The sequence below is a fragment of the Amycolatopsis sp. 195334CR genome (assembly GCF_017309385.1).
Lineage (GTDB): Bacteria > Actinomycetota > Actinomycetes > Mycobacteriales > Pseudonocardiaceae > Amycolatopsis.
Genome location: NZ_JAFJMJ010000001.1, coordinates 843,778 through 865,768 on the forward strand (window position 1 = coordinate 843,778; position 21,991 = coordinate 865,768).

Consider the following 21,991-nt stretch of genomic DNA (forward strand, 5'->3'; position numbering starts at 1 on the left):
ACTATGTCAGCTAGTGGGAAGACTGTAGAACGATCCGTCTCGGCGCACGAGGACCTGCAGGGCCGCAGCTCCAGGTTCAGCAACCGCCCGCCAGCCGACCGGCCCCCCGGCGACACCCGGCGCCTGGACATCGGGGCGCGGCAGGCCGACCACCCCACCGCCGCGCACCGTTCCCGTTGCGTCAACCACCAGCACACACTCAGCCGCCGCGCCCTGGATCGACGCCCAACCCGACAACAATGCCCCACCCGTCACGGGCGTGTCGACGACGCCTTGGCTGGCCTGCGCGGGCACGCCACCCAAATCGATGCTGGATCCGAGTTCGTAGCTCCCACAGCCGAGCGTGAATTCATCGGTGAAGGGATACGCCCCCAACGCCCGTGCGGCTGGCACCACGTCGGGTTGGATCTGCAGCGCCGTCAAGGCTTCGACCGCGTTGACCCGCAGGGCCACGGCAACGACCTCCAGCGGCGCGTAGTTCCGCTCGGCGGCGGCCAGCTTGCCGCCCCCGATAGCATGGGTCGCCAATGCCACCGCAACTGCCCCGACGGCGACATATCGCGCTGGCCAGGCAGGCCGACGCAGCACGAGGATCGCGGCCACAGCGCTCGTGCACAGCGCCGTCACGATTGCGTAACGGCTGATCAGCGCCACGTTCCCTCCAGGAACAGCCGACGTGGTACGTCCGAGTGCCAGCAGCAGGGCCAGCCCCAGCGAGTAGGCCAACAGGCCGATCCATCCAGCGTCGGGCCTGGTCGATTCGGCACTTCCGCCGGCTCGACGGCGGATCGAGGTGCCGATCGCCAGCAGAGCCACAGCCCCCGCAGCACCTCCGGCGATCACGGCGATCTCCGCGACGTCCACGGTCCACAGGCTGCCGAGCGCGGCTCCCACCACCGCCAGCCTGCCGTCGGGATCCAGCGCCGTCGTGGCCAACGATTGCGGCCCCGCAGGTTTGGTCACCCACCAGCTCCCGAGAACAACCACACCAGCGACAAGGAGCCCGACAACGCGCCACGTCCGCTCCCCCGCCAGCCAGCACACCAGCGCGAGCGCCGGCCACACGGGAAACGCCACGCCGAAGCAGGCACAGGCGAGCACCGCGGCAACGCACGCCGACCAGAACCGGCCGCGATGGACGAATAACAGCGCCAGTACGCTCAGTGACAACGCGGGCACCCAGCTCACACCGTTCGTTCCCTGCAACCACAACTCGCCCAGGTGCGAGGACAGGAGCAAGAACGCAAACAACAGCGTCAGACTTGTGCGCTTCACCCTGCCAACGCTCGCGGGCACCATCGCGCGCAACATCAGCACGGTGGCGCAGAGCAGCAGGACTGTAAGGACGGTCAACGCCCGGTTGTCCCCGCCAAGCACCTTCGCATCCAGCCAGAACAACACCGACGGCATCGCGAACGGCTGGTCGAGGTGGTAGCTGAAGAGGGCACCGAACGAGAGCGTCCCATCGTCCGAGGTCGTCTTAGCGAGCACGTGCCAGTAGTCCAGCAAGAAGTGCCCTCGGGAGGCACGGAGGGCTTGCACCGCGGCCAGCGCGATCGGCGCGAGCGCCAGCAGGCCTAATGCCACCGGCACCCAAGACCGGGCGCCCGGGTAAGTACGCCGCCGAGGCACTACCAGCCACGCTGCGCGTCTGGGCGTACGCGCCGCGGCCTGTTCCTGAGAGACCTCCATCGCTGCGGCACCTCACCTGTCCAAGGGGATTCTCCTGCCCGAAGCGTACGCATCCGGAATCCATCGGCTTTCGCGAGGGGCCATCCGAGTGCAAAAGCGACACCAACATTGCTTTCGCCAACTCCGAACCCTAACCTTGTTCGCATACTGGTGGACTTGGGGGAATCGAAATGCCGGTAAAACTTCGCCCGCGTGCCCTGTCTTCATTGACGCGATTTCTGCTGGTGTTCAGCCTCGTAACAGCTGTCTTGACCCAGGTGTGGGTTTCCAGCGCGAGCGGAGAGGCTGCCTCCGCGGCCTATCCGGATAGGTCGGACTACAGAATTAAGTCCATTCAGCCTGATTCCTGGCCCGACAAGGACGAGATTGCGGGCAACAACACTGGCGGAGTGGCACTGAACCTCGTGTGGGCAGAGTGGGAACCCGAACTGCGACTGGCTCCCTGCCCAGCAGGCCAGATCGAGTACGACGGCCACTGCTTCCGAGTGCCGACCGGGCTCGACACCGACATCCGCGAGTGGACCGCGCGCGGCCTCGTCGTCACCGCGGTGATCTTCGGCACACCCCAGTGGGCTCGAGCCGGCAAACCCTGCTCGCCTGTGAGTCCCGGGTACGAATGGTTCTGCACCCCCAACAACCCCGCCGACTTCGGCCGCTTCGCGGGGATGCTCGCAAAGCGGTACAACGGATCATCCGGAAACGGCCGGATCGCCGACATGATCGTCAACAACGAGGTCAACACCAACGCGTGGTTCGACATCGGCTGCGGACAAGGAGTCGCCTGTGACACCCGACGCTGGCTCGACGAGATAGCCGCCAACTACATCGCAGTCTATGACAAGGCCGCAGGCGAACAGCCAACGACGAAAGTTCTCACGTCTTTGGACAATCAGTTCGGCACCGAACTGGAGCGACCGAATGCGCACGACGCCACTCTGTCCGGCATGACAGTTCTTCGCGGCCTGGACGCGAGAATAGGTAGCCGAGAACTCCGTGTCGGATTTCACCCGTATCCACGTGACCTGCGCTCGATTCAGGTCAGCCCGGATGACTACCCCTACGTCACCTACGGCAATCTGGGAGTGCTCGTCGGCTGGCTACGCGTAAATCTTCCCCATCGCGCCACCGCGTGGTCGGATGTGCAGTTGACCGAAAGCGGTTTGAACTCCGCAGCACCATCCACTCCCCAGCAACAAGCCAGCGCGACCTGTTCATCATTCAGGAATGTTCTGGCAACTCCTGGCATCAACAACTACGTCTACCACCGTATGCGCGATCATCCGTCAGAGGTCGGAAGCGGACTTTCTCTCGGGCTCAGGAATACCGACGGCTCAGCCAAACCGAGCTGGGCGACGTGGGCCCTCGCCAACCGCAACGATCTCTCCACTCCACTACTCTCATGCGGCTTTGAGCTACTTCCACACGTGAAACTCGCCTACGGCAACAACCCCACCCGCGGAAGCTGGACCTCAACCAGGGAACTGCCCGCCGGGTTCACCAAGCTGAAGGAATGGAAGCTCCTTCGCCGCCCCTCAGCCGATACGGTTCCCCTCTACGAATGCCGAGTGGGGCAGCACAATCTGGTCAGTCGTGACAGCGGTTGCGAAGACCAATTTCCCCTTGGCCCCCTCGGGCACGCATACCTCAATCCTCGGCCCGGCACCGTCGCACTGTACCGATGCTACGTGCCGACCAACGGCGACCACTTCGTCTCCGACCTCTCCAACTGCGACGGCGCAACCGTGGAAGGGCCGCCTTTGGGCTACGTCGTCAAGTGACCAGGTGCGATCACGGCTTAATCACGACCCAGCAATGCTCTGACTACATGGCCACCGACCGGTACGGACACGGGCCCCCTAGACCGCGGACCTCGAGCACGAACTGGCCGAGTTCCTCAGCGTGCCTGAGGTGGTCCCGGTCGCGACCGGGACCACCTCGTTGCACCTGGCACTGCTGGCCGCCGGTACCGGACCCGGGACGAGGTGAGCGTGCCGTCGCTGATCTTCTGCGCTAGCGTGCAAGCCATCCTCGCCACCGGCGCCCACCAGCGGTTCGTCGAGGTCGCACACAGGGTGCGTCACCATCGACCACATCGCTCCGCCGCGACCCGAGCACCGTGACCGACGCACGCGTCCGTCCACTGTGGATGATTTAGCCCGAAGCCGCCACGGTCAGGGCCAGCGATCCCGCACTACTAAACAACTTCGTCACCGGTCACGTCAACTACTACGTCGCCTACGGCGCGGGCATCATCCTCGCGACCGCGCTCGACTAGATCTGGGTGAGCCGGCCACCGCAGGTGAAATGCTGGTTGCCCCACCACATCCCAGCGGGCGGCGAAGCAACACCCGCGCTACCGCCCGGCTGGTCCAGGATGCACCCGAGAGTGTAAGTGAAGTTGGCACCCGGATCGGCGTAACAACGCCAGTGGTAGGTCGCCGCCTTGAGGTAGATGTCGCGGGACGCGACAATGTAGGTGCCTGCGCCGTCGGGCTGGTGCACGACCTCCCACCGATAGTTCCCGGCCGCGAGATAGATGTCCCTGGTCACCCAGGCCGTAGCGCAATCACATACAGCGCTGGGCTCGGCGACTCTGTCGCAGTGGCGTCGTCACGCAGGAGGCGGCGATACATCAACAGGTCCCTGCCCATGCCCATGTGCGTCCCTATCTGCAGCAGTTCATCCAGCGCGCCTGCGGCTGTGGCTGCGGCGAGTTCTCCGACCGCGACTTCCTGCCCGGACACGACGTCCGCGCCATGCAACAGCGCGTCCGAACCTACTTCGACGGCTCCCCGAAGAAGTTCCTGCGCTGGGTCGACAGCCTGCTTGCCAGTTCGGCAGCCTTCGGCGGCCGCGACAATTGGCCCGGCAACCTCATGCCCGAGCTGTTCAACGAAGACGGCACCACGAAGCAGACACTGCAGCCGCCCCCGCCCGACACGAGCGGCTGGCCCGGCGCCTGGCCCCAATCCGCCACCAGCGACTGACGCTGAGGTGACGCATGAGCACTGACATTCCGATGACGCCTCTCAGACACTGAGCTGCAAGGTTGGTCCTATCGCTGGCACCACGCAGCTAGGCCCGTGGACGCTGGTGCGCCTGCCCTCCAGGGCCGGTGTGGAGGCGAACCTGACGTGGATCACAGGTGACAGGGCAGGCGAAGTCCTGCACGGGCTGCTCGGATACGCCTTGGCGCGCACGTCGGCACGTTCGACCCGATCGTCCAGTACCTCCTTGCGGCCGACGACGCCGCTACCTCGGCCCGGCCCTCGGCCGCGGCGGCGGACCGTCGGCGTACCGCGATCGCGCGGATGCCCGGCCAACTCGCGGCGCTGCTCGCGTCCGAACCGCCGCAGCCGGGTCGCCGAGACCTTAGTGCGTTACTCCGCGGCGATACGGGTAAGCGCTCTGCCGACATGCTCGATGGTCCAGCCGCTCGAGCACATGTCGTCGCGTTGCCACCGCCGCCCAGCACGAGCTCGTTCAAGACCCCGACAACGTGACGACATCGCTAAATGACGCTGACACGCCCTCCGGGCACTGAGACCGAGCGGCGTTCGGCTCCCTCCCACCGGGGTGTTCCTGCGTGATTGCCTTCCGCTCAGGTTGACGAGTTCTCCGTGATGTCGCTGCCATATCGACGCACTTGTGCACTTTTACCTGCTCAGAACGAGAGCGGGCGACCATCGTCAGCGTCAACGTGAGCGCAGGTCAGGGTTTGTAGCCGACGGCGCAGCCGATGAGTTCTTGCTCCGTCGTGAGGGGGCGCGGCGGGGGGCCGTCCGGCCACCACAGGTCGCACGGGACGACGGTGGCGTCCATGCCGGGTTGCGGGGCGATGATCTCCAGCCCCGGCATCATGGACAGGATCTCCGCGCGAGTGCGGAACCAGCCCGACCCCATCGCGCTGTGCGAGAAGATGTCCTCCATGCGGCGAGCGACCTCGCTGAGTTCGGCCCGCTCGGGGTCGTAGAAATGACTGAGTGCGACCCACGAGCCGCTCGGCAGCGGGTCGATGTACTGTCGCATCAGGTCGGCGTAGTCGTCGCCTGGGTAGTGGTGGATCGTGCTGCTGTGAACCAGACCGATCGGCCGGCTGAAGTCGATGTGATTCTGCACGATCGGGTCGTCGTAGACCTGGCCCGGCTCGTAGATGTCGGCCGAGGCGATGTAGGTCTTGCTCTCGTCGGCGAGGAGCGCCTTAGCGTGCGCGAGTACCACCGGGTCGTTGTCGGTGTAGACGACGACCGCATCCGGGTTGGCTCGCTGCACCACCTGATGAACGTTCTCCGCGGTCGGCAGCCCCGAACCGCAGTCGATGTACTGATCGATCCCCTGACCGACCATGCATCGCACAGCCCTGGTCAACCAGTTGCGGTTGGCCCATGCCATGTACCTGATCTCCGGCGCGACCGCCTTCACCTGCCTGATGACCTCACGGTCAATCTCGTAGTTGTCTTTGCCACCCAAGGCGGCGTCGTACACACGCGCGATACTCGCGCGGTTCGGATCCACCCCGACGGGCACGGAGCTGGGCGCCTTCGCATCGGTCGGTGACATGGGCTACCTCGCTGGCCTGGATGTCGTAACGGACTCTGCTTCAACGTAGCGTAGTCAGCCCAGCACCGGCGAGGGTCACAGCGGACGACGCTAGGAGGTTGAGCCGACAGGCTGTCTCCCTCCCGAGGTCGGGCGCGACTCCACCAGGGGCTCGGCGCACGCGCTGCGCTTCGGGCGGAAGGGCCACTCGGGGACCGACGCAGTGCAGGACAGGATCCTGTGCTACTTCGCCGCGACCTTCTTGCGGGCGGCGCGCTTGCGCGGGGCCTTGGCGGCCGCCGGCTTGCGCTGCGCCTCTTCGAAGGCCTCGGTGATCTCGGCCGAGATCCGGCCGCGCTCGGAGACCTGGTAGCCGTTCTCCCTGGCCCACTCGCGGACCTGGCGGGCCCGCTCGCGGTCGGCCCCGCTGGAGGAGGAAGCCGACTCGCCGGTGGCCAGCCGCACCTTGCGGCCGCCGGTGCGCCGACCGGCCGCGACGTAACGCGCGAGCTCGTCGCGGAGGTTGGCGGCGTTGTCGTCGGACAGGTCGATCTCGTAGGACACACCGTCCAAACCGAACGGCACGGTCTGGGTGGCGATCTCGCCGTCGATGTCGTCGATCATCTCGACCAGAACTTTCTGCGCCATGTCGTTCACTTTCTATACGTGGGTATCGCGTGTGTGGATCCCACTATAATCACGATCCGCGATCTACAGTACGCGGACCCATAGTCTTGATGTCCTCGGGCGACACTTCACGTGCTCAGCAAATCGAAAGCATCCAGCTTGACAACGGATGCTTATTGTTACCCTCGAGATCCAGCTAGCTCCTGATCGCGAGGCTGCTTCTGCCCTATGCGGCCGCCGAGCGCCAGTGGGTATGCTCAAGTTCCGTGCTGCTGCCGGCCACGGCCTTCTCCCAGCGAGTCTGGAGGGCGTCGAGCAGTCGCTGTTCCACTGCGACGGCGACATGCGAGTACGTCTCCTGGACCTTGTCTTCTAGGACGTGGCCGAGTCGTAGCGCCTGGGCGATTTCGGGGACGCCGTCGTCGATCATCCACGTTTTGTGACTGTGGCGCAGGCCGTGGAAGGTGAGTCCGGGTTTGATCGCGACGAGTCGGACTTTCGGCTTTTTGACTTGGGCGTTGCCGTCGGCTGCGGGTCGCAGTGCGCGGCGGGCGAAGTTGCTACGCCGGTGCAGCTGGTTACTGGGTGTCACGAATACGTGGTCATGTTTCAGGGTGGCCAGGTGTTGCCGGAGCAAGATGACAAGGAAGGGGGGCAGGGTGATGGTGCGGGCGGATTCCTCAGTTTTGGGCGGGCCGAGATGAAGAGGTCCCTTGTTCGGCTCGTGCAGTGCGCCGTTGTCGGGGTCGATGACGATGAAGCCGGTGTTGTCGTCGAAGAGGTGCACGTTGTGGCGCTGCAGCCCTACGAGTTCTCCCCAGCGCGCTCCGGTCCAGGCCGCGACGAGGATGAGTAACGCGCCGGCTGGGCTGTAGTAGCGGGCGACCTGGTCTGCGATGGCCAGGACTTCGTGGGGTTCTGCCCAGATTTTGCGGGGTGTCCGTTTGTTTCGGCGTCGGCGACCGCGCCTCTTGGCCTGCAGGGGGTTCGCGGCGATGATCTTTTCGAGCGCGGCGTCGGTCAGCATGAGTGACAGGCATTTGATGATGCTGTCCACGGTCGTCTTGGCTAGCTTACCAGCTCGGAGTTTCTTTTCCCATTTACGTATCCCGAGATTGCTCATGTCACTGAAGGGCTCGCTCCCCCACTGTGGGAGGATGTGGCACTTGAGGAAGCTTTGGTAGTTCTCTTCGGTTCGCTGGTCGACGTCGAGCGAGTCGATCCATTCGGGAGCGAACTCGGCGATGGTGACCTGCCCGGCGACCGGGTCGATCCAGCTCCCTCTGCGCTGATCGGTTCCCATGTCTGCGATGTAGGTTTTCGCCGCTTTCTCATCGGGGAATCCTGGAATGGAGCCGATGCTGTCGTCCTCTCGGCGGTACCTCACGCGCCAGGAGAGGTCACCAGTTTGTTCAGCCCAGGGCATCGCTACCTCATTTGTCGTGGTGTGGGGGTACGTCGGCTACTGGACAGCCATTGATGCTCAGTTGCTATGCGGAGGGCCAGCTTTTGTTGGAGGTTTTTGGATTGCCTCGGATCGTCATGGCCGTCTGCGGCGAGTTGCGGTCCGGTGGGCGGTGTGCCGCGTCGGTGGCGGCCGTCGTGTGACCGGTCGCATATTGGAGGAGACGATCGCGCGCAGGTCGTCCTCGGAGAATCGGAGGTGTTTCCCGAGGAGTGTGCACGGGATGGAGCGTGTGCCAGCTTTGCGTCGCAGCCACGCTTCCTTGACCGTCAGCCGCTGTGCGGCTTGCGCAGGTGTGAAGAGCAGCTGGTCGCCGCAGGATTCAGAGGCACAGCGCGCTTGGGCCCGGGCATTGTCTGTGGTTGGATCGGCCGGCGTCGAGAGTGGATGGCATGGCTGGGCCTGGTCGTCAGTCATCGGAGATTCCTTGCCGGTCGGGGACGCTGTTTTCCTGGAGCGGATGGCTCGCCGGAGCGGCAGGAGAACGGGGAACATCCGTCGGGGTCGTCTTCGTCCGCGCCGGGCCGACCGCGGGTGGCCTCAAGGTCGACCTGGTCCAGCGGGAGTAGTGAGCGGTGGATGAAGAAGCGGCCGCGCAACGGCTTGCCACCGGCGTTCGCGCGTGGGCTGCCGTGGCGGATCGCCTTATCGAACTCGATCAAGTCGGCCCACGCCTGCGGATCGGTGTCGCGGATGTAGCGCAGTCGAGAGTTTCCGGAGTAGGGGCAGCCGATACACGAACTTTTCACCACGTCGCCCAGTCCTCGCTCGCGCAGGTAGGTTAGGCAGTCCGAGCGCGACATCCCGAGATCCAGCAATGGGAAGATGTTTCGGGTGTAGTTGACGTCGGAGTCTTTGGCGCGGTGGAATTCGTCGGTGGAGATGCCGATGGCCTGGTCGACGAACACCCCACGTGGCACTCGCACCGGGTGCGGGTAGCCGAGGATCTCGCGGACCGCTTTCTTCAGGGGCCGGATTTTATAGTCGCCAGTGCATTGGCGGCGTGCCATTCCCCTTGAGCCGTCGGGGTTTTTGACGAAAAACGGCATGGTCACGAAGCGCGCGTTGGGGTTCAGGGTGTCGTGGCGGATGTTGCCGCCTGACACCGTCAGCACCGGGATCCCTGCTTGCGCGCCGAGCCGGCGGGCGGTGTCGAGTTGCGCGTAGACCTGCTTGGGTTCCCAGCCTGTGTCGGCGAACAAGGCCGCGTCGAAACGCGGGATCCGTCCTTCGCAGGCGAGCAGGAGCACGGCCAGGCTTTGCACTCCGGCGCCCAGGCTCAGGTAGCGCCCGCGCGGCTGGCCCGGGTAGCGCTCGGGACGTGGTCGGCTGGCGCGTCGGCCAGCGGAGCGGGGTGGGCGAGTCGAGGGGTGGAGCCGGGAGGCGCTGCGCGTGAGGGCCGACGCACGGGGCGTCCGTGTCTGGCCGGGGCGTGCCGGGCCGGGTCGGGTGGTGGTCATGGTGTGCTCCCAGGAGTGGTCAAGCGGGGAGGTCGTGTGGCTGGGCGAGCAGGCGGTGCCGCAGGGCGCGGCGGGTGTCGGTGGTGGGGTTCTGTGCGGCCCAGAACAGGGCAGTGGTGATCAGGGCGCGGTGGGCTGGCTGGTCGGAGAGCACCCACTGCTCGGCCGGGCGGAGGCGGTTGTTCTCGTCGCGGGTGCGCAGTGCCTGGTAGCCGGTGTATTTGAGGTTGGTCAGGATTCTGGTGACGGCCGCGGCGTGCCAGGTGCCGCTGGTGCCCGGTGGCGGGTAGCGGTCGGGATTCTTGTTGAGCCGCTGGGTGATCTGGTCGATGTCGAGCCCGGTGACCGCGCGCCAGTAGAAGATGTGCTGCACGACCGGTGCGCTCAGTGGGTCGGGGGTGAGCCGGGTCCGGGGCCTGCCGCTGCCCGAGGGGATGCTGGCGACGTCCATGGTGCGGTAGCCGTAGGGCGGGCGGTGCACGTTCCAGCCTTGGCGGACCAGCGCGGCGGTGGCCTCGCTTGCGGTGCCTAGGACGGGACGTTCCGCAGTGATGTCCACCTCGGCCGGAGTTCCTCGAAGTGGGCGCTCGGGCGGTGCGGGTATGTCGCGTGGGGCGCCGCGGCTGTGCCACGTGCGCAGCCAGCGTCGAAGCTGGTGCAGGACTCGGTTCGGCCGGGTTGTGGGCATGGCGGTGCCTGCTTTCGGTGCGAGTGCGGTGGAAGGGGCGAGGCACCCTGGCTTCGGGGTGGCTGGTTGCCGAGGTGTCTCGCCGAGTGGGCTCAGCGAGTCGTCGGGCGCGTGGGTGCTGAGCGGGCGGGGCGTGTCCGGGTCGAGGACCGGGCGGCGGGCCGGGCCTTCGTTGCCGGACGCCGGGGCCGCCCCGTGCTGGTCGTGTGTTCGCGCCGAGCCTGGGTGGCGGTGCGACGCTGCCGGTGGTTCGGCGGGTCGGTCTGGCGGCAACCGAGCGGGGTGTGGGCGAGTGCGGCCAGGTCGTCGAGCAGTAGCGTCACGGCGTAGCGGGCTTGCGCCGGCATGACTCCGTTGCCCAGTGCCCGGAGTTGCGCGGTGCGGGGCAGGTCGAGGTGTGCGGCGGTGACCCAGCCCGGGGGCAGGCCCATCAGCCACTCGACGAAGGGCGGCGCGAGCACGGGGCGCCCGTGCCGCCCGGGCTGGGTGGGGTACGGCGCGGGGCGGCCGGTGATGAGTTCCCAGCGGTGTACGGCGGCGGCGTACTCGCCCCAGTCCACCGGACCGGGTTCAGCGCGTGCGGCGCGGCGGGCGCGAGGTGCGCGTGCGGTTGCCACGGTCACTCACCTCCGTCCGAACGCGGGCCTTCGGCTTCGGTGTGGGCGTGGTGACGGCGATGACGACCGAGGGCAGCATCAGATCGCCCTTCGAGCCGCGCTGCGCCGGGCACCCCTTGGTGCCGTCGGTCGCCCGTGGGGTCGGCAGGAGTCGTGGAGTGTCCATTGGAGACGTGCCTCCTTGTCGTGGGGCAGCGGAGATTCCGGTGGAGGAACCGTCGTGCGCGGTCGGTGTCGGCAGCAGCGCCCCACGCGCCCGGGGAGAGGCAGCTGCGAATCCCCGATTTCGGGATGTGCGTTGCCGCGCACCACGTTTCCGTCGCCGGTGACGGTGGCGTGCTCAGCGCGCGGGCGCGGTCGGGAAGAGACGGTCCGCCGTCGTGGGTGTCGTGGGTGCAGTTCTTCGCGTCCGCGGCCGTCGGTGTCGGCAACAGCCGTACCGAGTCGGTCAGCGTCACGCAGCCGGTCGGGATCGGGCGGCCCGGCTTGGTCACGGTCTGGATCGCCGCCGAGCGTGAGTCCGCCGCTGTCGGGGTCGGCAGTAGTTGCGGCGGCCTGATGACGGAGTCGACCGCGTCGTTGAGGTTGACTTGGTGTCCGCCCGCGCGCCGCCGTGCTGGATCGACGGGGCCGCGTGGTTCGCCGTCACGGGCCTGCGGGGTGGGCATCATCCGCATCCCATCCCGGGGTGGGGATGGCACACAGGAACACGCGTTCGCGGCGGTGGGCGGCGCCGATGTCGGCGGCACGTACGCAACGCCAGACCGCGTCATACCCCGCTTCGGCCAGCCCGCCGAGTACGCGGTCGAGGCCGCCGCCCCGCCATCGGAGGGCGGCGACATTCTCCACGATGACGAGGCGCGGTCGTAGTACGCGAATGGCGTCCAGGATGTTGGTCCACAGTCCACTGCGAGCGCCTTTCTCGATACCCGCGCGCCGACCGGCGGCGGAAATGTCCTGACAGGGAAAGCCCGCCGTGAGCACCTCGACCGGTGCGACCGTGGCGAAGTCGACCGCGCGCAGATCGCCCAGGTTCGGCACGCCGGGCAGGCGCGCGGCGAGAACGCGCGCGGCGTGCGGGTCGACTTCGCTGTACCAGGCGATCCGGCCGCCGAGCACGGCCGCGACGCCGAGGTCGAGGCCGCCCGCCCCGGTACGCAGCGACCCGATCACCGGTCCCTCGGTCGCGACGAACCGCAGATCGTCGCGTGTCCCCGCGCCAGGTGCCCGGACGGCAGAGTCAGCTGCGTTCATCGCCGCACCACCTTGCGCTGCGCAGGACGGTTCCGGTGCGCGGGCACGCGCGTGTCCGTGCGGTGCGGCGAGGGTCGCGACCCGCCCGGCTGGGACCGGCCCGGACCGGGTGAGCAGCGTCGTGGCGTGTCCGGCCGGGTGTGGTCGTGGCGTGGCGCGCTGTTCAGGGTTCGCTGGAGTCGGTGGTGCCAGGCCAGGGCGTAGGTCAGGCAGTTGGCCTCAGTTCGATGGCTCGGCGTGCAGCCGGGCTGGTACCGGCCACTGAAGCTCCACGCGGCGGAGTCGCTGGACTGGATCACCTCGCCGTAGCGGGCCAGCCCGATGGTCTTGACGCCGAAGCAGTGCAGCCGCAGGCCCCGTGCGTGCAGGGATCGCACAATGCGCTCGACCTGGCCGCTGTGCTGGCGCCGGCACACCGAGCCGACACCGACCAGCGGGAGTGCGGCCAGGTCGACTCCGTGGCGTTCGTAGGAGTCCGCGCAGCGCAGATAGTCCGCGACCTGGTCGCCTTGGACGATCGGGATGATCGGCAGCTCCGGTGCCAGTTCGCGCAACTGGAGGTAGTTGCGCACGGTGCGCTGCAGGTGGGTGCGCAGGCTCAGCCCGGTGCGGGCCCGCACGTGGGCCTCGACCATCCAGTCCTGCGGCGCGGCCCACGCCAACCTGCCGATCTCGGCGGCGTAGCGGCCTACCGCGGTGGCGTAGGTGCGGGCATCGGTGCGCCAGCGGCCGTGCAGTGACAGCTCGGTGAAGCCTCCGGAGTCCAAGGCCCATTCCCCCGACGCGCGTGGCAGGGTGCGGCGCCCGGCCAGGCGCCGGTGCGAGACCAGCAGCGGCACACCGAGGTCACGGGCGAGCCAGGCGGGCTGGTGGGTGCCCAGGTAGAACTTCACGACGGCACCTCCCGCCGCCGTGACCACACCGCCACTACCGCGAGTACCAGCGCGGTGGTCAGGGCTTTGCCCGTGAGCTGTCCCGGCAGCAGCGCTAGGGACCCGAAGGCCCAGGGCACGAACACGAGGGTGTCCGCGACCGCTCCGGCGAGGTTCGATCCCGCGAGCGCGGCCAGCGTCCCGTGCGGGCGCCACCGGCGATACAGCCACGAGTCAGCGAGCTCGGCGAGGAGGAACGCCGCAGCGCTCGCTATCGCGATGCGCGGTGCAGCCACCGCCGCCGAGAGCACGGTCCCGGCGGCGATCGCCGTGAGCACACCGCACGCGCCGAACGCCTCGTGCAGGGCATCGCGGAGGGTGAAGACCAGCCCGGCCAGGCAGGCGCCCGCGGGGATGGCCAGTCCGCCGAGCGTGAGCACGTGGTGCGTGCTGGCCCAGTTCGTCCCGGCCACCACCGCCAGGTAGCCCCCGGCCGCGCCCCATCCTGCCGCGAGAGCGGCCCCGCTGGCGCACGACCGGCCTCGCGGGCGCCCCGCCTGGGCAGGCACCGGGCCCGCTGCTTGGGATGACGCGGTCACGGCCGCTCACCGCCCGGCCACTCCGGCGCTGGCGGCTGCGGAGCCGCCGGCTCAGGCGCTGGGCAGCGGTGCAGCGCAGCAGCACGGCGGGCTGCTGCGGGCCACCGGAAGCGGGCTGTCCAGCCGCAGTCGCGGCACCGCGTGCGGGCGCTCATGACCGGCCGCCGGGCACGGGCACGGGCGCGGCAGGGGCGAGGGGGCGGCGCAGCACGATGACGTCTTCGTGCGCGATCAGATGCAGCGGCAGGCCCTGCTCGCGTTGTTTGCGGATGAAGTCGCGCTGGAAGAACGAGCCGCGGGCGACGAGGTCGGTGTCGGCGACGCGGGCCAGCAAAGCGACGCACCGCTCCACCGGCACCAGGCCGGCCGCCTGGCCGCAGGCGATGATCTGCGAGGGGAGATCAATGAGCTCGGAGTGCTCGCGCCAGGGCCGGACGGTGATCGCGATGTGCCCGCCGGGGCGCAGCACGGCCGCGCAGCCGGTCAGGATGCGGGTGAAGCCGGACAGCAGCCGGTGGTGGCCGACGTTGGCGAGGTTGCCGCGGTCCAGAGTGGAGCCGTAGCGGTGGTGGTACTTGTGGACCTTGCCGTCGTCGGAGTCGGTGGTGGCGGTGGCGACCTGTCCGTGGGTGGAGGGCCCATACGGCGGGGAGGTGACGATCAGCGCGGCCTGTCCCCGGTACTTCTCGGGCAGCAGGAACGGCAGCTGCCGGGCGTCGCCGTGGACGATCTCGCCGTCGTGGTCGTGGCCGCGGCGCCGCGCCAGGTCGAGGTTGGCTTGGCTCACCGCGATCCAGTGCCATTCGTACTCCACGCCGACCGCGCGGCGCCCGGCGTCGATCGCCTCCACCAGCGTGGTGCCCGATCCGGCCATCGGGTCGAAGACGAGGTCGCCGGGCCGGGTGTAGTGGCGGATGGCGTGCGCGGCCACGGCCGGGAGCATCTTGGCCGGGTGCGCGGTCGAGGCGGACACGTAACGGCCCTTGCGCTGGGCGGCCGGGGAGGTCTGCGCGGTCGCCCACACCGACAACGGCAACTCGCCGGCATCGGTCACACCGGGCACGGTGGCGGGCCCGGCCGGGTCGTGTCCGTCCCGGGTGCCCGGCGGCGCGGTGCCGGTGTCGAGGGCGTCGATGAGTGCCCGCGAGATCGGCACGGTCGGGTCCTCGGGCCCGTGTGCGGCCGGGCGGGACGCGCTCATGTCGGTCGAGGCTGGGAGGTGCTGTTCGGACATGCGCGTGCTGCCTTTCGCAGGTGCGGAAACGGCCGGGGAAGGCCCGCTCGGGCGGAGCGGGGGCGCCATCACTGGTCACCTCCAGCGCTGGGCGCGTCGCCGTGCCTGGCGGTCACCGGACCGGCCCCGGGCAGCGGCGCGCCGGGGTCGGACGGTTGCGCGAACGCGAGGACATCGCCGTGCGCGCGCAGGTGCGGCGCGGGTAGTCCGCTCACCGTCGCGCGGTGCTGGGCGCGGTCGTATTCAGCGGCCACCGCTGTGTTCGGCGCGGCCCGCAGGCGCCCTTTCTCCACCGGGGTGTGCAGGGTGACGATGTGCTGCAGATAGAGCAGGTCGGCGTGCTGGGCGGCGGCCACTATCGCACCGGTCGGGTCGGCCAGCCGCCCCCGGGTCGAGTCGCTGTGCGTGTACACGGCGAGGATTCCGCCGTGGCGCAGGCGGGCCGCTGCCAGGAGCGCGAGCCGATCCAGCGGCGCCGCCGTGGCGGCGTGGGCGGGCAGGGACACGAGAACCAGATCCGCCCGCGCGCTGCGCTCGGACTCCGGCGCTTCCGCGCGGCCGAGGACACCGGTGCGCGCCGGTGCCGAGGGCGCTGCGGCGAGGACCGCGGATGGGTCGCTCGTGTCGGTGACGAGGTCGGCCCAGAACGGTCGTGACGATGTGGCGGCGCCGTCGGCGCGGGTGTCGACGGTGAGCGTGTCGGCGGTGCGATCGAGCGCGCGCACCGCCGACCGCGCGGCAACCCTCGGCGCCTCGCCGATCCTCGTGGCCCCGTCGGCGCCCCGGGTAGTGACGGTGGTCGGCGCGGGGTCGATGTCGATCAGAACGACGTGCGCACCGGGGTCGGTGAACGCCGCCGTGATGGCCTCCACGATCGGCACCGGCCACGCCGCGTGGGCGTCGATCGGCTCGGGCCCGCACGTCCACACAGTCGCCGGAGTCGGCGCGCTCGGTGAGGTCGTCGAGCGCCGGCGCGACGGTGCTGTCGTGCTGTCGGGGCGCGAGGTCGCTGCGGTGCCGCGGGCACCCGTTGCGGCGGTGCGAGTGCGGGCTCCCGGGTAGGGAGCGCGGTCGCCGCCGCGGCGGGCGCGCGGCGGGCGAGTCGAGTCCGCCCGGCGGCCGGGGCGGCCAGCCGGGGATTGCGGGCGTTGGGACATCGGGACCTCCGAGCACGAGTTGCCGGCACGTGTCCGGCGTGTGGCGCTGTCACCCCCTAACTCCGCGAAAAACGTCACTTTTGGACATGTGGTATCGAAAATTTTCAAACTAGTTTCAGGAGCACGCTCCGATAGTCGCCAGATAAACCAGACGCGCCGGTTCTTTTGATTTCATCTCGATTTACCGCCGCGTCCCTGACGGACCGATCGAGCGTCGAGAGCTTGAGGCGCCTTCGCGCACGCAGTGCGGCAGCCACGTTCGCCGTGCAGCTCACAGCCATATTCCCCGACCACGGGCCGGGCGATCAACCGTCGGCTCTCGCACCGGAGCCACGTCGAGCATCTCGCACTTCTCCGTACGCGCGAGGCGCTTGTGAGGCGGTTTTGAGGCGTCCATGAAGCGGTTTTGATGCGGTTTTGAGGCGCCGACCATGGCTTTCTGCAGACCGCTCTGATTCCGCCTTTTCGGGAGTGGTCGATATGGATTCATCGTTACCGAAGGTCGAGCCCGAACCGGGTTCGTTCTCTGTCCGTCGCGGCCGTGGCCGGGCCGGGTATGGCGGGGTGTTCGATGCCGCCGCCAGCAGCTTCGAGTGGCTGGTGACCGGCCCGCGTCCGGTCTGTGTGGACGGTGCTGAGATCGCGGGCCTGCCCGCCCGGCCGGTGCCGCTGGACGAGCTGGGTGGGTTGCTGCTGGCCGAGGACTGCACGCAAGCCGTGCGGGACGCGGTGTGGGCCTATCTGATCACCCGGGCGCGGGCCGAGCGCGGCACCTGGACGGTGGCGTGTGTCGGGCTGGCGCTGCCGGTGCTGCTGTCGGTCGCGGCGGCGTTGACCCACCGGTTCCGCGGCGACAAGCACGACATCCACGCCGAAGTCCTGACCGGGTTCCTGCAGTGGCTGGGCGAGGTCGATCTCGATGAGCCGGCGATCCTGGCGCGGCTTCGGTGGGCAGCTTTCCGCTGTGGCTATCTCGCGTTGCGAGAAGCTCTCGACGGCCCGCTGCTGACCGAGGAGCTGGACGAGATCGCGGCGAAAACCGCGCGTTTCCGGTCGGCACCGCCGCAGCGGCTGGGCGGGCATCCCGAGGTCCTGCTGATGGCCGCCGCCCGTGACGGGGTCATCACCACCGAGGAAGCCGCACTGATCGTGGACACCCGTTTCGGCGAGGTGCCGATCGACGCCGCCGCGGCGCCCCTCGGCCGCGGGGAGTGGGCGATCCGCAAGGTCCGCAGCCGCGCCGAACACCGCCTCATCGACGACCTGACCGCACACCAGGACACCCCCGCGGTGACGTTGTTCCGCGCCCGCCAGGCACGGCGACTCGCCGCCACCGGGCTCCGTGGTGTCCCGGGCATCCTCGAGGTGCCCGCGACGCGCTCGAGTGCGCGCTCGGGCACCGCCACGCGCGCACCCCACCCGCCTGCGGCCCCTCGTTCCCGCGCCTTCCGCATCGGTTCCGGCGCACTCACAGGGACCAGCCGGGAGGCCGGCTCATGCGGCTGACACCACGCCAACCCCTCCGCCATCGGCCACGCCGCGCCGCCTCCCTCCGCCCGGCAACCCCGGCCACCACCGCGCGCCCCGGCGGGGCGCCTCCACCGGCGCTGCCCGCCCCGCACACGGCAACCCGCTGCGCCGGTGACGCCCCCACGCGGGTCCGGCCCCGGCACCGTGTGCACTGCCGCCGGCTCGTGCTGCTGGTCGGGTGGCTGCTCGCCGCCGGTGTGGTGCTGACGTCCTCGGCCGCGCGCGCGGACACCATCCAGATCGTCGCGCTCGCCCAGACCATCGACGAGGTCCTGTCCAACATCCGCAACTGGATCATGGGCATCCTCGCCGGGGTCGCCGTCGTGTTCCTCACCATCGGCGGGCTGCGCTACCTCATGGCCTCCGGTGACCCCGGCGAGATCGAGAAAGCCAAGGGCGCGTTCAAGGCCGCCGGCATCGGCTTCGGGCTCGCCGCGCTCGCCCCGCTCGTGGTCGAGATCCTCAAGGGCATCGTGGGCGGGGTGTAAGCCATGACCGCACAGCGCTACACACCCTCACCCCGGCCACGACACCCAGTCCGGCGCCGACCGGCGACGCCGATCGTGCGCCCCGCCCGAGCCGGCGGGTCCGTCCTCGCCGCCGACGCAAAGACTGGCTCCGGGTGCGGAGAGCGGGCCGTGACCGGTCCGCCGACCGGCCCCGTTCAGCCCCGTCGCGCACGCGGCGGCTGGGGACGCTGGCTGGCTCCGCTGCGGTGGGCACGAGCGCTCGCGGTGCTGGTGCCGATGCTGGCGGTCCTCGCCGGAATCACACTGACCGCCTCGGCCACGGGCGACCCGGCGCCCGTGGCAGCGGCGGCGCCGCTGGCGCAACCGCCGGTGCTGCCAGTACCGCCGGTCGACGATCCCTCGTGCCCGCCCGGCTCGGTCGTGCCCGGCTGCCTGCCACCCGTCTCAGCGTCGCCCTCACCCCCGCCGTCGCCGTTGCCACCGATCACCGAGGTTCCGGCGCCGGACCCGTCGCAGTGCTTCCCCGGCTCGGTGCTGCCCGGCTGCCCGCCACCCGGCGGACCGCCGCCACCGGCATGCGAGGGGCCGAACTGCATCCCGCAACCCGTGCCTCCTGGCGGGCCGCTGCCCGGTACCCCGCCAGTGCCGGGCAGCGGCGGAGGCGATGAGTCCGAGTGCGGGATTCTCGATCCGATCGCCTGTGTCACCGACGGGATCGAGGCGTTCTTCCGTGGTCTGGTGTCCGAGGCGCTCAACCCGCTGCTGGAGTTGCTCGGCACCACGCTGCTGACCACCCCGGAACCGCAGTCGCTGCCCGCGGTCGGGCAGTTGTGGACCGAGTCGTGGCAGCTGATGGTGGCCGTCTACGCGATCCTGATCGCGATCGCCGGGATCGTGCTCATGGGCTACCAGACCCTGCAGAGCCGCTACAGCGTCAAAGAACTCGCACCCCGGATCGTGGTCGGATTCCTGGCCGGGACGCTGTCGCAGTTCGTCGCGGTCACCGGGATCCGCCTCGCCAACGCCCTCGCCGCCGCGGTGATGGGCGACGGTCTCGATCCCGCCACTGCGGGCAAGGCTATGACCGAGATGTTCACCGGCTCGATCGGCGGCGGCGAGGGCTGGCTGTTCCTCATCGCCGTGGCGCTCGTGGTGATGATCCTGGTCCTGCTCGTCACCTACGTCGTGCGGATCTTCCTGACCATCGCGCTGATCGCCGCCGCGCCGCTCGCGCTGATGTGGCACGCACTCCCGCATACCGAGGGCGTCGCCACCGCGTGGTGGAAAGGGTTCGGCGGCCTCCTGCTGATCCAGGTCGGGCAGTCACTGACCCTGGTCGTCGCGCTGCGCGTGGTCGTCACCCCCGGCGGGATCTCGCTGTTCGGGCCGACCCCATCGGGGCTGGTGTACCTGCTGCTGTGCCTGGCCCTGCTCTGGATCTTGATCAAGATCCCGGTCTGGTGCCTGTCCCCGCTGCGCGGCGGCGGACGCCGGTCGCTGCTGGGCTCGGTGGTACGCGGCATCCTCGCCTACAAGACCATGGGCCTGCTCGGCGGCGCCGGTGCCCTGGCCGGCGGCAAACGCGGCAGCCGGCGCAGTCCCCGCTCGAGTAGCCAAGCCCCTTCGGCGGATCCGCCGTCGACTCGCACGGGCCAGTTCATGATGCCGATGCGGGTTCGTCGCACACGCCCGGGGCCGCGCCGTTCTCCGCGCCTGGGCGAGCTGCCGGGCAGCGGCACCGGGGCAGGACACAAGCCCGGGCCGGGGCAGCTGTCGCTGTTCACTACCAGCGGGTCCGGCGACGAGCAGACAGTCTCGGCGAACCCGCGCGCGCTCCCTCTGGACCCGCTACCGGGTGCGCTGCCGCGTGATCAGCTTGGATTGCCGATCACCACCCGCCGAGATCCCGACCGGGTCGGGCGCCGCTCGCTTGCCGACGACCTCGCCGCACGCGGCGCCGGGATGCCACCGCCCGTGCCACAGTCCGGGTTGTTCACCGCGGACGGGCGGATCAACCGCAACGCGCGCCCGCCCGCGCACCTGCCCCGCGCGCTGATCGCCCCAGGCGCGGGCATGCTGCCGATCCACCTGCGTCCCGCACCACCGCGCACGCCTCGCCGGACGCTGGCCGACGACCTCGCCGGCCCCGCGCCGGCCAGTCCCCGGCAGATCGGGCCTGGGTTGCTCACCCCGTCCGGCCGGATCAACCGCGCGGCCCGCGCCGCCCGCCGCCGGGCGCGGGATGCCTACACCGGCAACCGGGCGCTCGCCTCCGGCCAGTACCCGCTGCCGCTCGGAGTCCGCCGCCAGCCCAAGACCCCACCTGCCAGTGGCGCGAGCGCGTCACCGACGCCGAAGCGGCGCGCCGGAACGCAACTGGCCCTGCCGTTGGACCTGCCCGCCCGCCGGGCCCCGAAGACGAAGTGAGGACCGACTCGCCATGACTTCTCCCGTGCGTGTGCCCGCCGATGTCGACCGCCCCGATCGGGTGCTCGGGCCGTTGACCGCCCGGCAACTCGCGATCCTCGGTGTCGCCGGCGTGCTGCTCTACGGCCTGTACTCGGTGACCCGCGCGTTCGTGCCACTGCCGGTGTTCCTCCTCGTCGCGGTGCCGGTCGGGATCACGGTCACCGTGCTGGCGCTCGGGCAGCGTGACGGGCTGCCCCTGGACCGCCTCGCGCTCGCCGCGATCCGCCAGCACCTCTCGCCGCGGCACCGGGTCGCCGCACCCGAAGGCGTGCGCGCGGCCCCGGCCTGGTTGACCGCCCAGCACGCCGACCACCCGACGCGACATCGCCGCGGACGGCACCCGGCAGCGGGGGCCGAGCCGGTATCACCGGCACCGCTGGAACTGCCCGCCACCGGTGTGGCCGACACCGGCGCGCAGGCCGGGGTCGTCGACCTCGGCGCCGACGGGCTCGCCGTCATCGCCGTCTGTTCGACGGTGAACTTCAGCCTGCGCACGCCCGGGGAGCAGGAGGCGCTCGTCGCGTCCTTCGCGCGCTACCTGCACTCCCTGACCGCGCCGGTGCAGATCCTGGTGCGGGCCGAACGCCTCGACCTCGCACCGCAGATCGCCGAACTGCGGGCGCGCGCCGGCGGGCTGCCCCACCCCGCGTTGGAGGCCGCCGCGCGGGACCACGCGGACTACCTCGTCGAGCTCACCGCGCACGCGGACCTGCTGCGCCGCCAAGTCCTGTTGATCCTGCGCGAACCGTTGCGCACCAGCCCAGCCCCCACTGCTGTGGCTGGCGTGCTGCCGTGGCGACGCCACCGCCGACACAACGAGCCGGTGGTGGATGACGGGGTACGACAGGCGGCCGAACAGCGGCTGGTGCGCCGCCTCGGCGAAGCCATCGAACTGCTCACCCCCGCCGGGATCGTGGCCTCCCCGCTCGACGCCGCCGCCGCGACCGGCGTGCTGGCGGCGGCCTGCAACCCCGACACCTTCTTGCCGCCCTCGGCGGCGCTGGCCGGGGCGGACGAGGTCGTCACCTCCACCGCCACCTTCACCGACCTCTACGGCACCGACGACCCCGCCGAGGCCGACTTCGCAACGGCATCGCGTCCGGACCGCGCAGTGCGCACACCCGGCGCACCGTCATCCGCGCGCCGCGCTCCGGCGACACGCCCGTCCCGCACGTCGGCTCGCGGCCCCGCGCCTGCACGCCCCGAGCCGGCACGCCCTGAGCCGTCGCGCGCCGGCCGCTCGCCAGCGTCGTCGGGGCCGTGGCTGCCCGAGGACGAGGACTGGGACTACGACGACGAGATCGAAAGCAGGTAGACC

General features: G+C 69.7%; 19 protein-coding genes and 1 pseudogene. 7 read left to right on the top strand and 13 right to left on the bottom strand.

The window, feature by feature from the left end:
• Positions 1–6: 6 nt before the first annotated feature.
• Positions 7–1,587 carry a DUF2079 domain-containing protein gene (locus tag JYK18_RS04250; RefSeq protein ID WP_307795774.1) on the bottom strand — a complete coding sequence of 527 codons (1,581 nt, stop codon included), beginning with the start codon at positions 1,585–1,587 and terminating at the stop codon, positions 7–9.
• A gap of 275 nt (positions 1,588–1,862) precedes the next feature.
• Between JYK18_RS04250 and JYK18_RS04255 the strand changes: the two genes are divergently transcribed.
• Together JYK18_RS04255 and JYK18_RS48270 are read left to right on the top strand one after the other, a co-directional pair.
• On the top strand, positions 1,863–3,470 hold the full coding sequence (locus tag JYK18_RS04255) for a DUF5722 domain-containing protein (RefSeq protein WP_206800859.1): 1,608 nt from the start codon (positions 1,863–1,865) through the stop codon (positions 3,468–3,470).
• Between the two features lie 97 nt (positions 3,471–3,567).
• Positions 3,568–3,678 (top strand): annotated as a pseudogene (locus JYK18_RS48270) (DegT/DnrJ/EryC1/StrS family aminotransferase); the annotation flags it as partial.
• A 285-nt stretch (positions 3,679–3,963) separates the two neighbouring features.
• Here JYK18_RS48270 and JYK18_RS04265 read toward each other — a convergent pair.
• The gene (locus tag JYK18_RS04265; protein ID WP_206800860.1) at positions 3,964–4,242 is read right to left on the bottom strand and encodes a hypothetical protein; all 279 of its coding nucleotides are present in this window, start codon (positions 4,240–4,242) and stop codon (positions 3,964–3,966) included.
• Between the two features lie 107 nt (positions 4,243–4,349).
• Between JYK18_RS04265 and JYK18_RS04270 the strand changes: the two genes are divergently transcribed.
• On the top strand, positions 4,350–4,679 hold the full coding sequence (locus tag JYK18_RS04270) for a hypothetical protein (RefSeq protein ID WP_206800861.1): 330 nt from the start codon (positions 4,350–4,352) through the stop codon (positions 4,677–4,679).
• A gap of 724 nt (positions 4,680–5,403) precedes the next feature.
• Here JYK18_RS04270 and JYK18_RS04275 read toward each other — a convergent pair.
• From JYK18_RS04275 to JYK18_RS04325, 11 genes are all read right to left on the bottom strand, one after another.
• A complete protein-coding gene (locus JYK18_RS04275; protein WP_206800862.1) occupies positions 5,404–6,252 on the bottom strand; it encodes an SAM-dependent methyltransferase in 849 nt (282 codons plus the stop codon).
• Between the two features lie 222 nt (positions 6,253–6,474).
• A complete protein-coding gene (locus JYK18_RS04280; protein WP_206800863.1) occupies positions 6,475–6,879 on the bottom strand; it encodes an Lsr2 family protein in 405 nt (134 codons plus the stop codon).
• Between the two features lie 205 nt (positions 6,880–7,084).
• Positions 7,085–8,284: a site-specific integrase gene (locus tag JYK18_RS04285; RefSeq protein ID WP_206800864.1), complete on the bottom strand. Its 1,200-nt coding sequence runs from the start codon at positions 8,282–8,284 to the stop codon at positions 7,085–7,087.
• 452 nt (positions 8,285–8,736) lie between these two features.
• Positions 8,737–9,573: a hypothetical protein gene (locus tag JYK18_RS04290; RefSeq protein WP_206800865.1), complete on the bottom strand. Its 837-nt coding sequence runs from the start codon at positions 9,571–9,573 to the stop codon at positions 8,737–8,739.
• A gap of 229 nt (positions 9,574–9,802) precedes the next feature.
• Positions 9,803–10,342, bottom strand: coding sequence for a recombinase family protein (locus JYK18_RS04295; protein WP_206800866.1), 540 nt, complete (start codon positions 10,340–10,342; stop codon positions 9,803–9,805).
• A gap of 221 nt (positions 10,343–10,563) precedes the next feature.
• Positions 10,564–11,088, bottom strand: coding sequence for a hypothetical protein (locus JYK18_RS04300; RefSeq protein WP_206800867.1), 525 nt, complete (start codon positions 11,086–11,088; stop codon positions 10,564–10,566).
• 645 nt (positions 11,089–11,733) lie between these two features.
• The gene (locus JYK18_RS04305) at positions 11,734–12,342 is read right to left on the bottom strand and encodes a DNA cytosine methyltransferase (protein WP_242578941.1); all 609 of its coding nucleotides are present in this window, start codon (positions 12,340–12,342) and stop codon (positions 11,734–11,736) included.
• Positions 12,339–13,235 (bottom strand): hypothetical protein, encoded by an 897-nt coding sequence (locus tag JYK18_RS04310; RefSeq protein WP_206800868.1) that lies wholly within the window; start codon positions 13,233–13,235, stop codon positions 12,339–12,341. The genes JYK18_RS04305 and JYK18_RS04310 overlap by 4 nt, the downstream gene beginning before the upstream one ends.
• Positions 13,232–13,783: a VUT family protein gene (locus JYK18_RS47945; RefSeq protein WP_206800869.1), complete on the bottom strand. Its 552-nt coding sequence runs from the start codon at positions 13,781–13,783 to the stop codon at positions 13,232–13,234. The genes JYK18_RS04310 and JYK18_RS47945 overlap by 4 nt, the downstream gene beginning before the upstream one ends.
• 181 nt (positions 13,784–13,964) lie before the next feature.
• Complete coding sequence (locus JYK18_RS04320; RefSeq protein WP_206800870.1) at positions 13,965–15,047, bottom strand: TRM11 family methyltransferase; 1,083 nt, start codon at positions 15,045–15,047, stop codon at positions 13,965–13,967.
• A 68-nt stretch (positions 15,048–15,115) separates the two neighbouring features.
• Entirely contained in the window at positions 15,116–15,928 is an 813-nt protein-coding gene (locus tag JYK18_RS04325) for a hypothetical protein (protein ID WP_307795775.1), read from the bottom strand.
• Positions 15,929–16,684: 756 nt separating this feature from the next.
• Here JYK18_RS04325 and JYK18_RS04330 point away from each other — a divergent pair.
• The 4 genes from JYK18_RS04330 (at position 16,685) to JYK18_RS04345 (ending at position 21,988) form a co-directional block, all read left to right on the top strand.
• Positions 16,685–17,710 carry a sigma-70 family RNA polymerase sigma factor gene (locus JYK18_RS04330; RefSeq protein WP_206800871.1) on the top strand — a complete coding sequence of 342 codons (1,026 nt, stop codon included), beginning with the start codon at positions 16,685–16,687 and terminating at the stop codon, positions 17,708–17,710.
• 188 nt (positions 17,711–17,898) lie between these two features.
• A complete protein-coding gene (locus JYK18_RS04335) occupies positions 17,899–18,222 on the top strand; it encodes a pilin (protein WP_153036846.1) in 324 nt (107 codons plus the stop codon).
• A 150-nt stretch (positions 18,223–18,372) separates the two neighbouring features.
• Positions 18,373–20,631: a hypothetical protein gene (locus JYK18_RS04340; protein ID WP_307795776.1), complete on the top strand. Its 2,259-nt coding sequence runs from the start codon at positions 18,373–18,375 to the stop codon at positions 20,629–20,631.
• 13 nt (positions 20,632–20,644) lie between these two features.
• Positions 20,645–21,988 (top strand): PrgI family protein, encoded by a 1,344-nt coding sequence (locus JYK18_RS04345; RefSeq protein ID WP_206800872.1) that lies wholly within the window; start codon positions 20,645–20,647, stop codon positions 21,986–21,988.
• The last annotated feature ends 3 nt before the right edge of the window (positions 21,989–21,991 follow it).

Coding starts and splice junctions, on each gene's coding strand:
- JYK18_RS04345 (WP_206800872.1), top strand. CDS start 20,645: ATGACTTCTCCCGTGCGTGTGCCCGCCGATGTCGACCGCCCCGATCGG.
- JYK18_RS04305 (WP_242578941.1), bottom strand. CDS start 12,342: ATGAACGCAGCTGACTCTGCCGTCCGGGCACCTGGCGCGGGGACACGC.
- JYK18_RS04330 (WP_206800871.1), top strand. CDS start 16,685: ATGGATTCATCGTTACCGAAGGTCGAGCCCGAACCGGGTTCGTTCTCT.
- JYK18_RS04285 (WP_206800864.1), bottom strand. CDS start 8,284: ATGCCCTGGGCTGAACAAACTGGTGACCTCTCCTGGCGCGTGAGGTAC.
- JYK18_RS04320 (WP_206800870.1), bottom strand. CDS start 15,047: ATGTCCGAACAGCACCTCCCAGCCTCGACCGACATGAGCGCGTCCCGC.
- JYK18_RS04275 (WP_206800862.1), bottom strand. CDS start 6,252: ATGTCACCGACCGATGCGAAGGCGCCCAGCTCCGTGCCCGTCGGGGTG.
- JYK18_RS04255 (WP_206800859.1), top strand. CDS start 1,863: ATGCCGGTAAAACTTCGCCCGCGTGCCCTGTCTTCATTGACGCGATTT.
- JYK18_RS04280 (WP_206800863.1), bottom strand. CDS start 6,879: ATGGCGCAGAAAGTTCTGGTCGAGATGATCGACGACATCGACGGCGAG.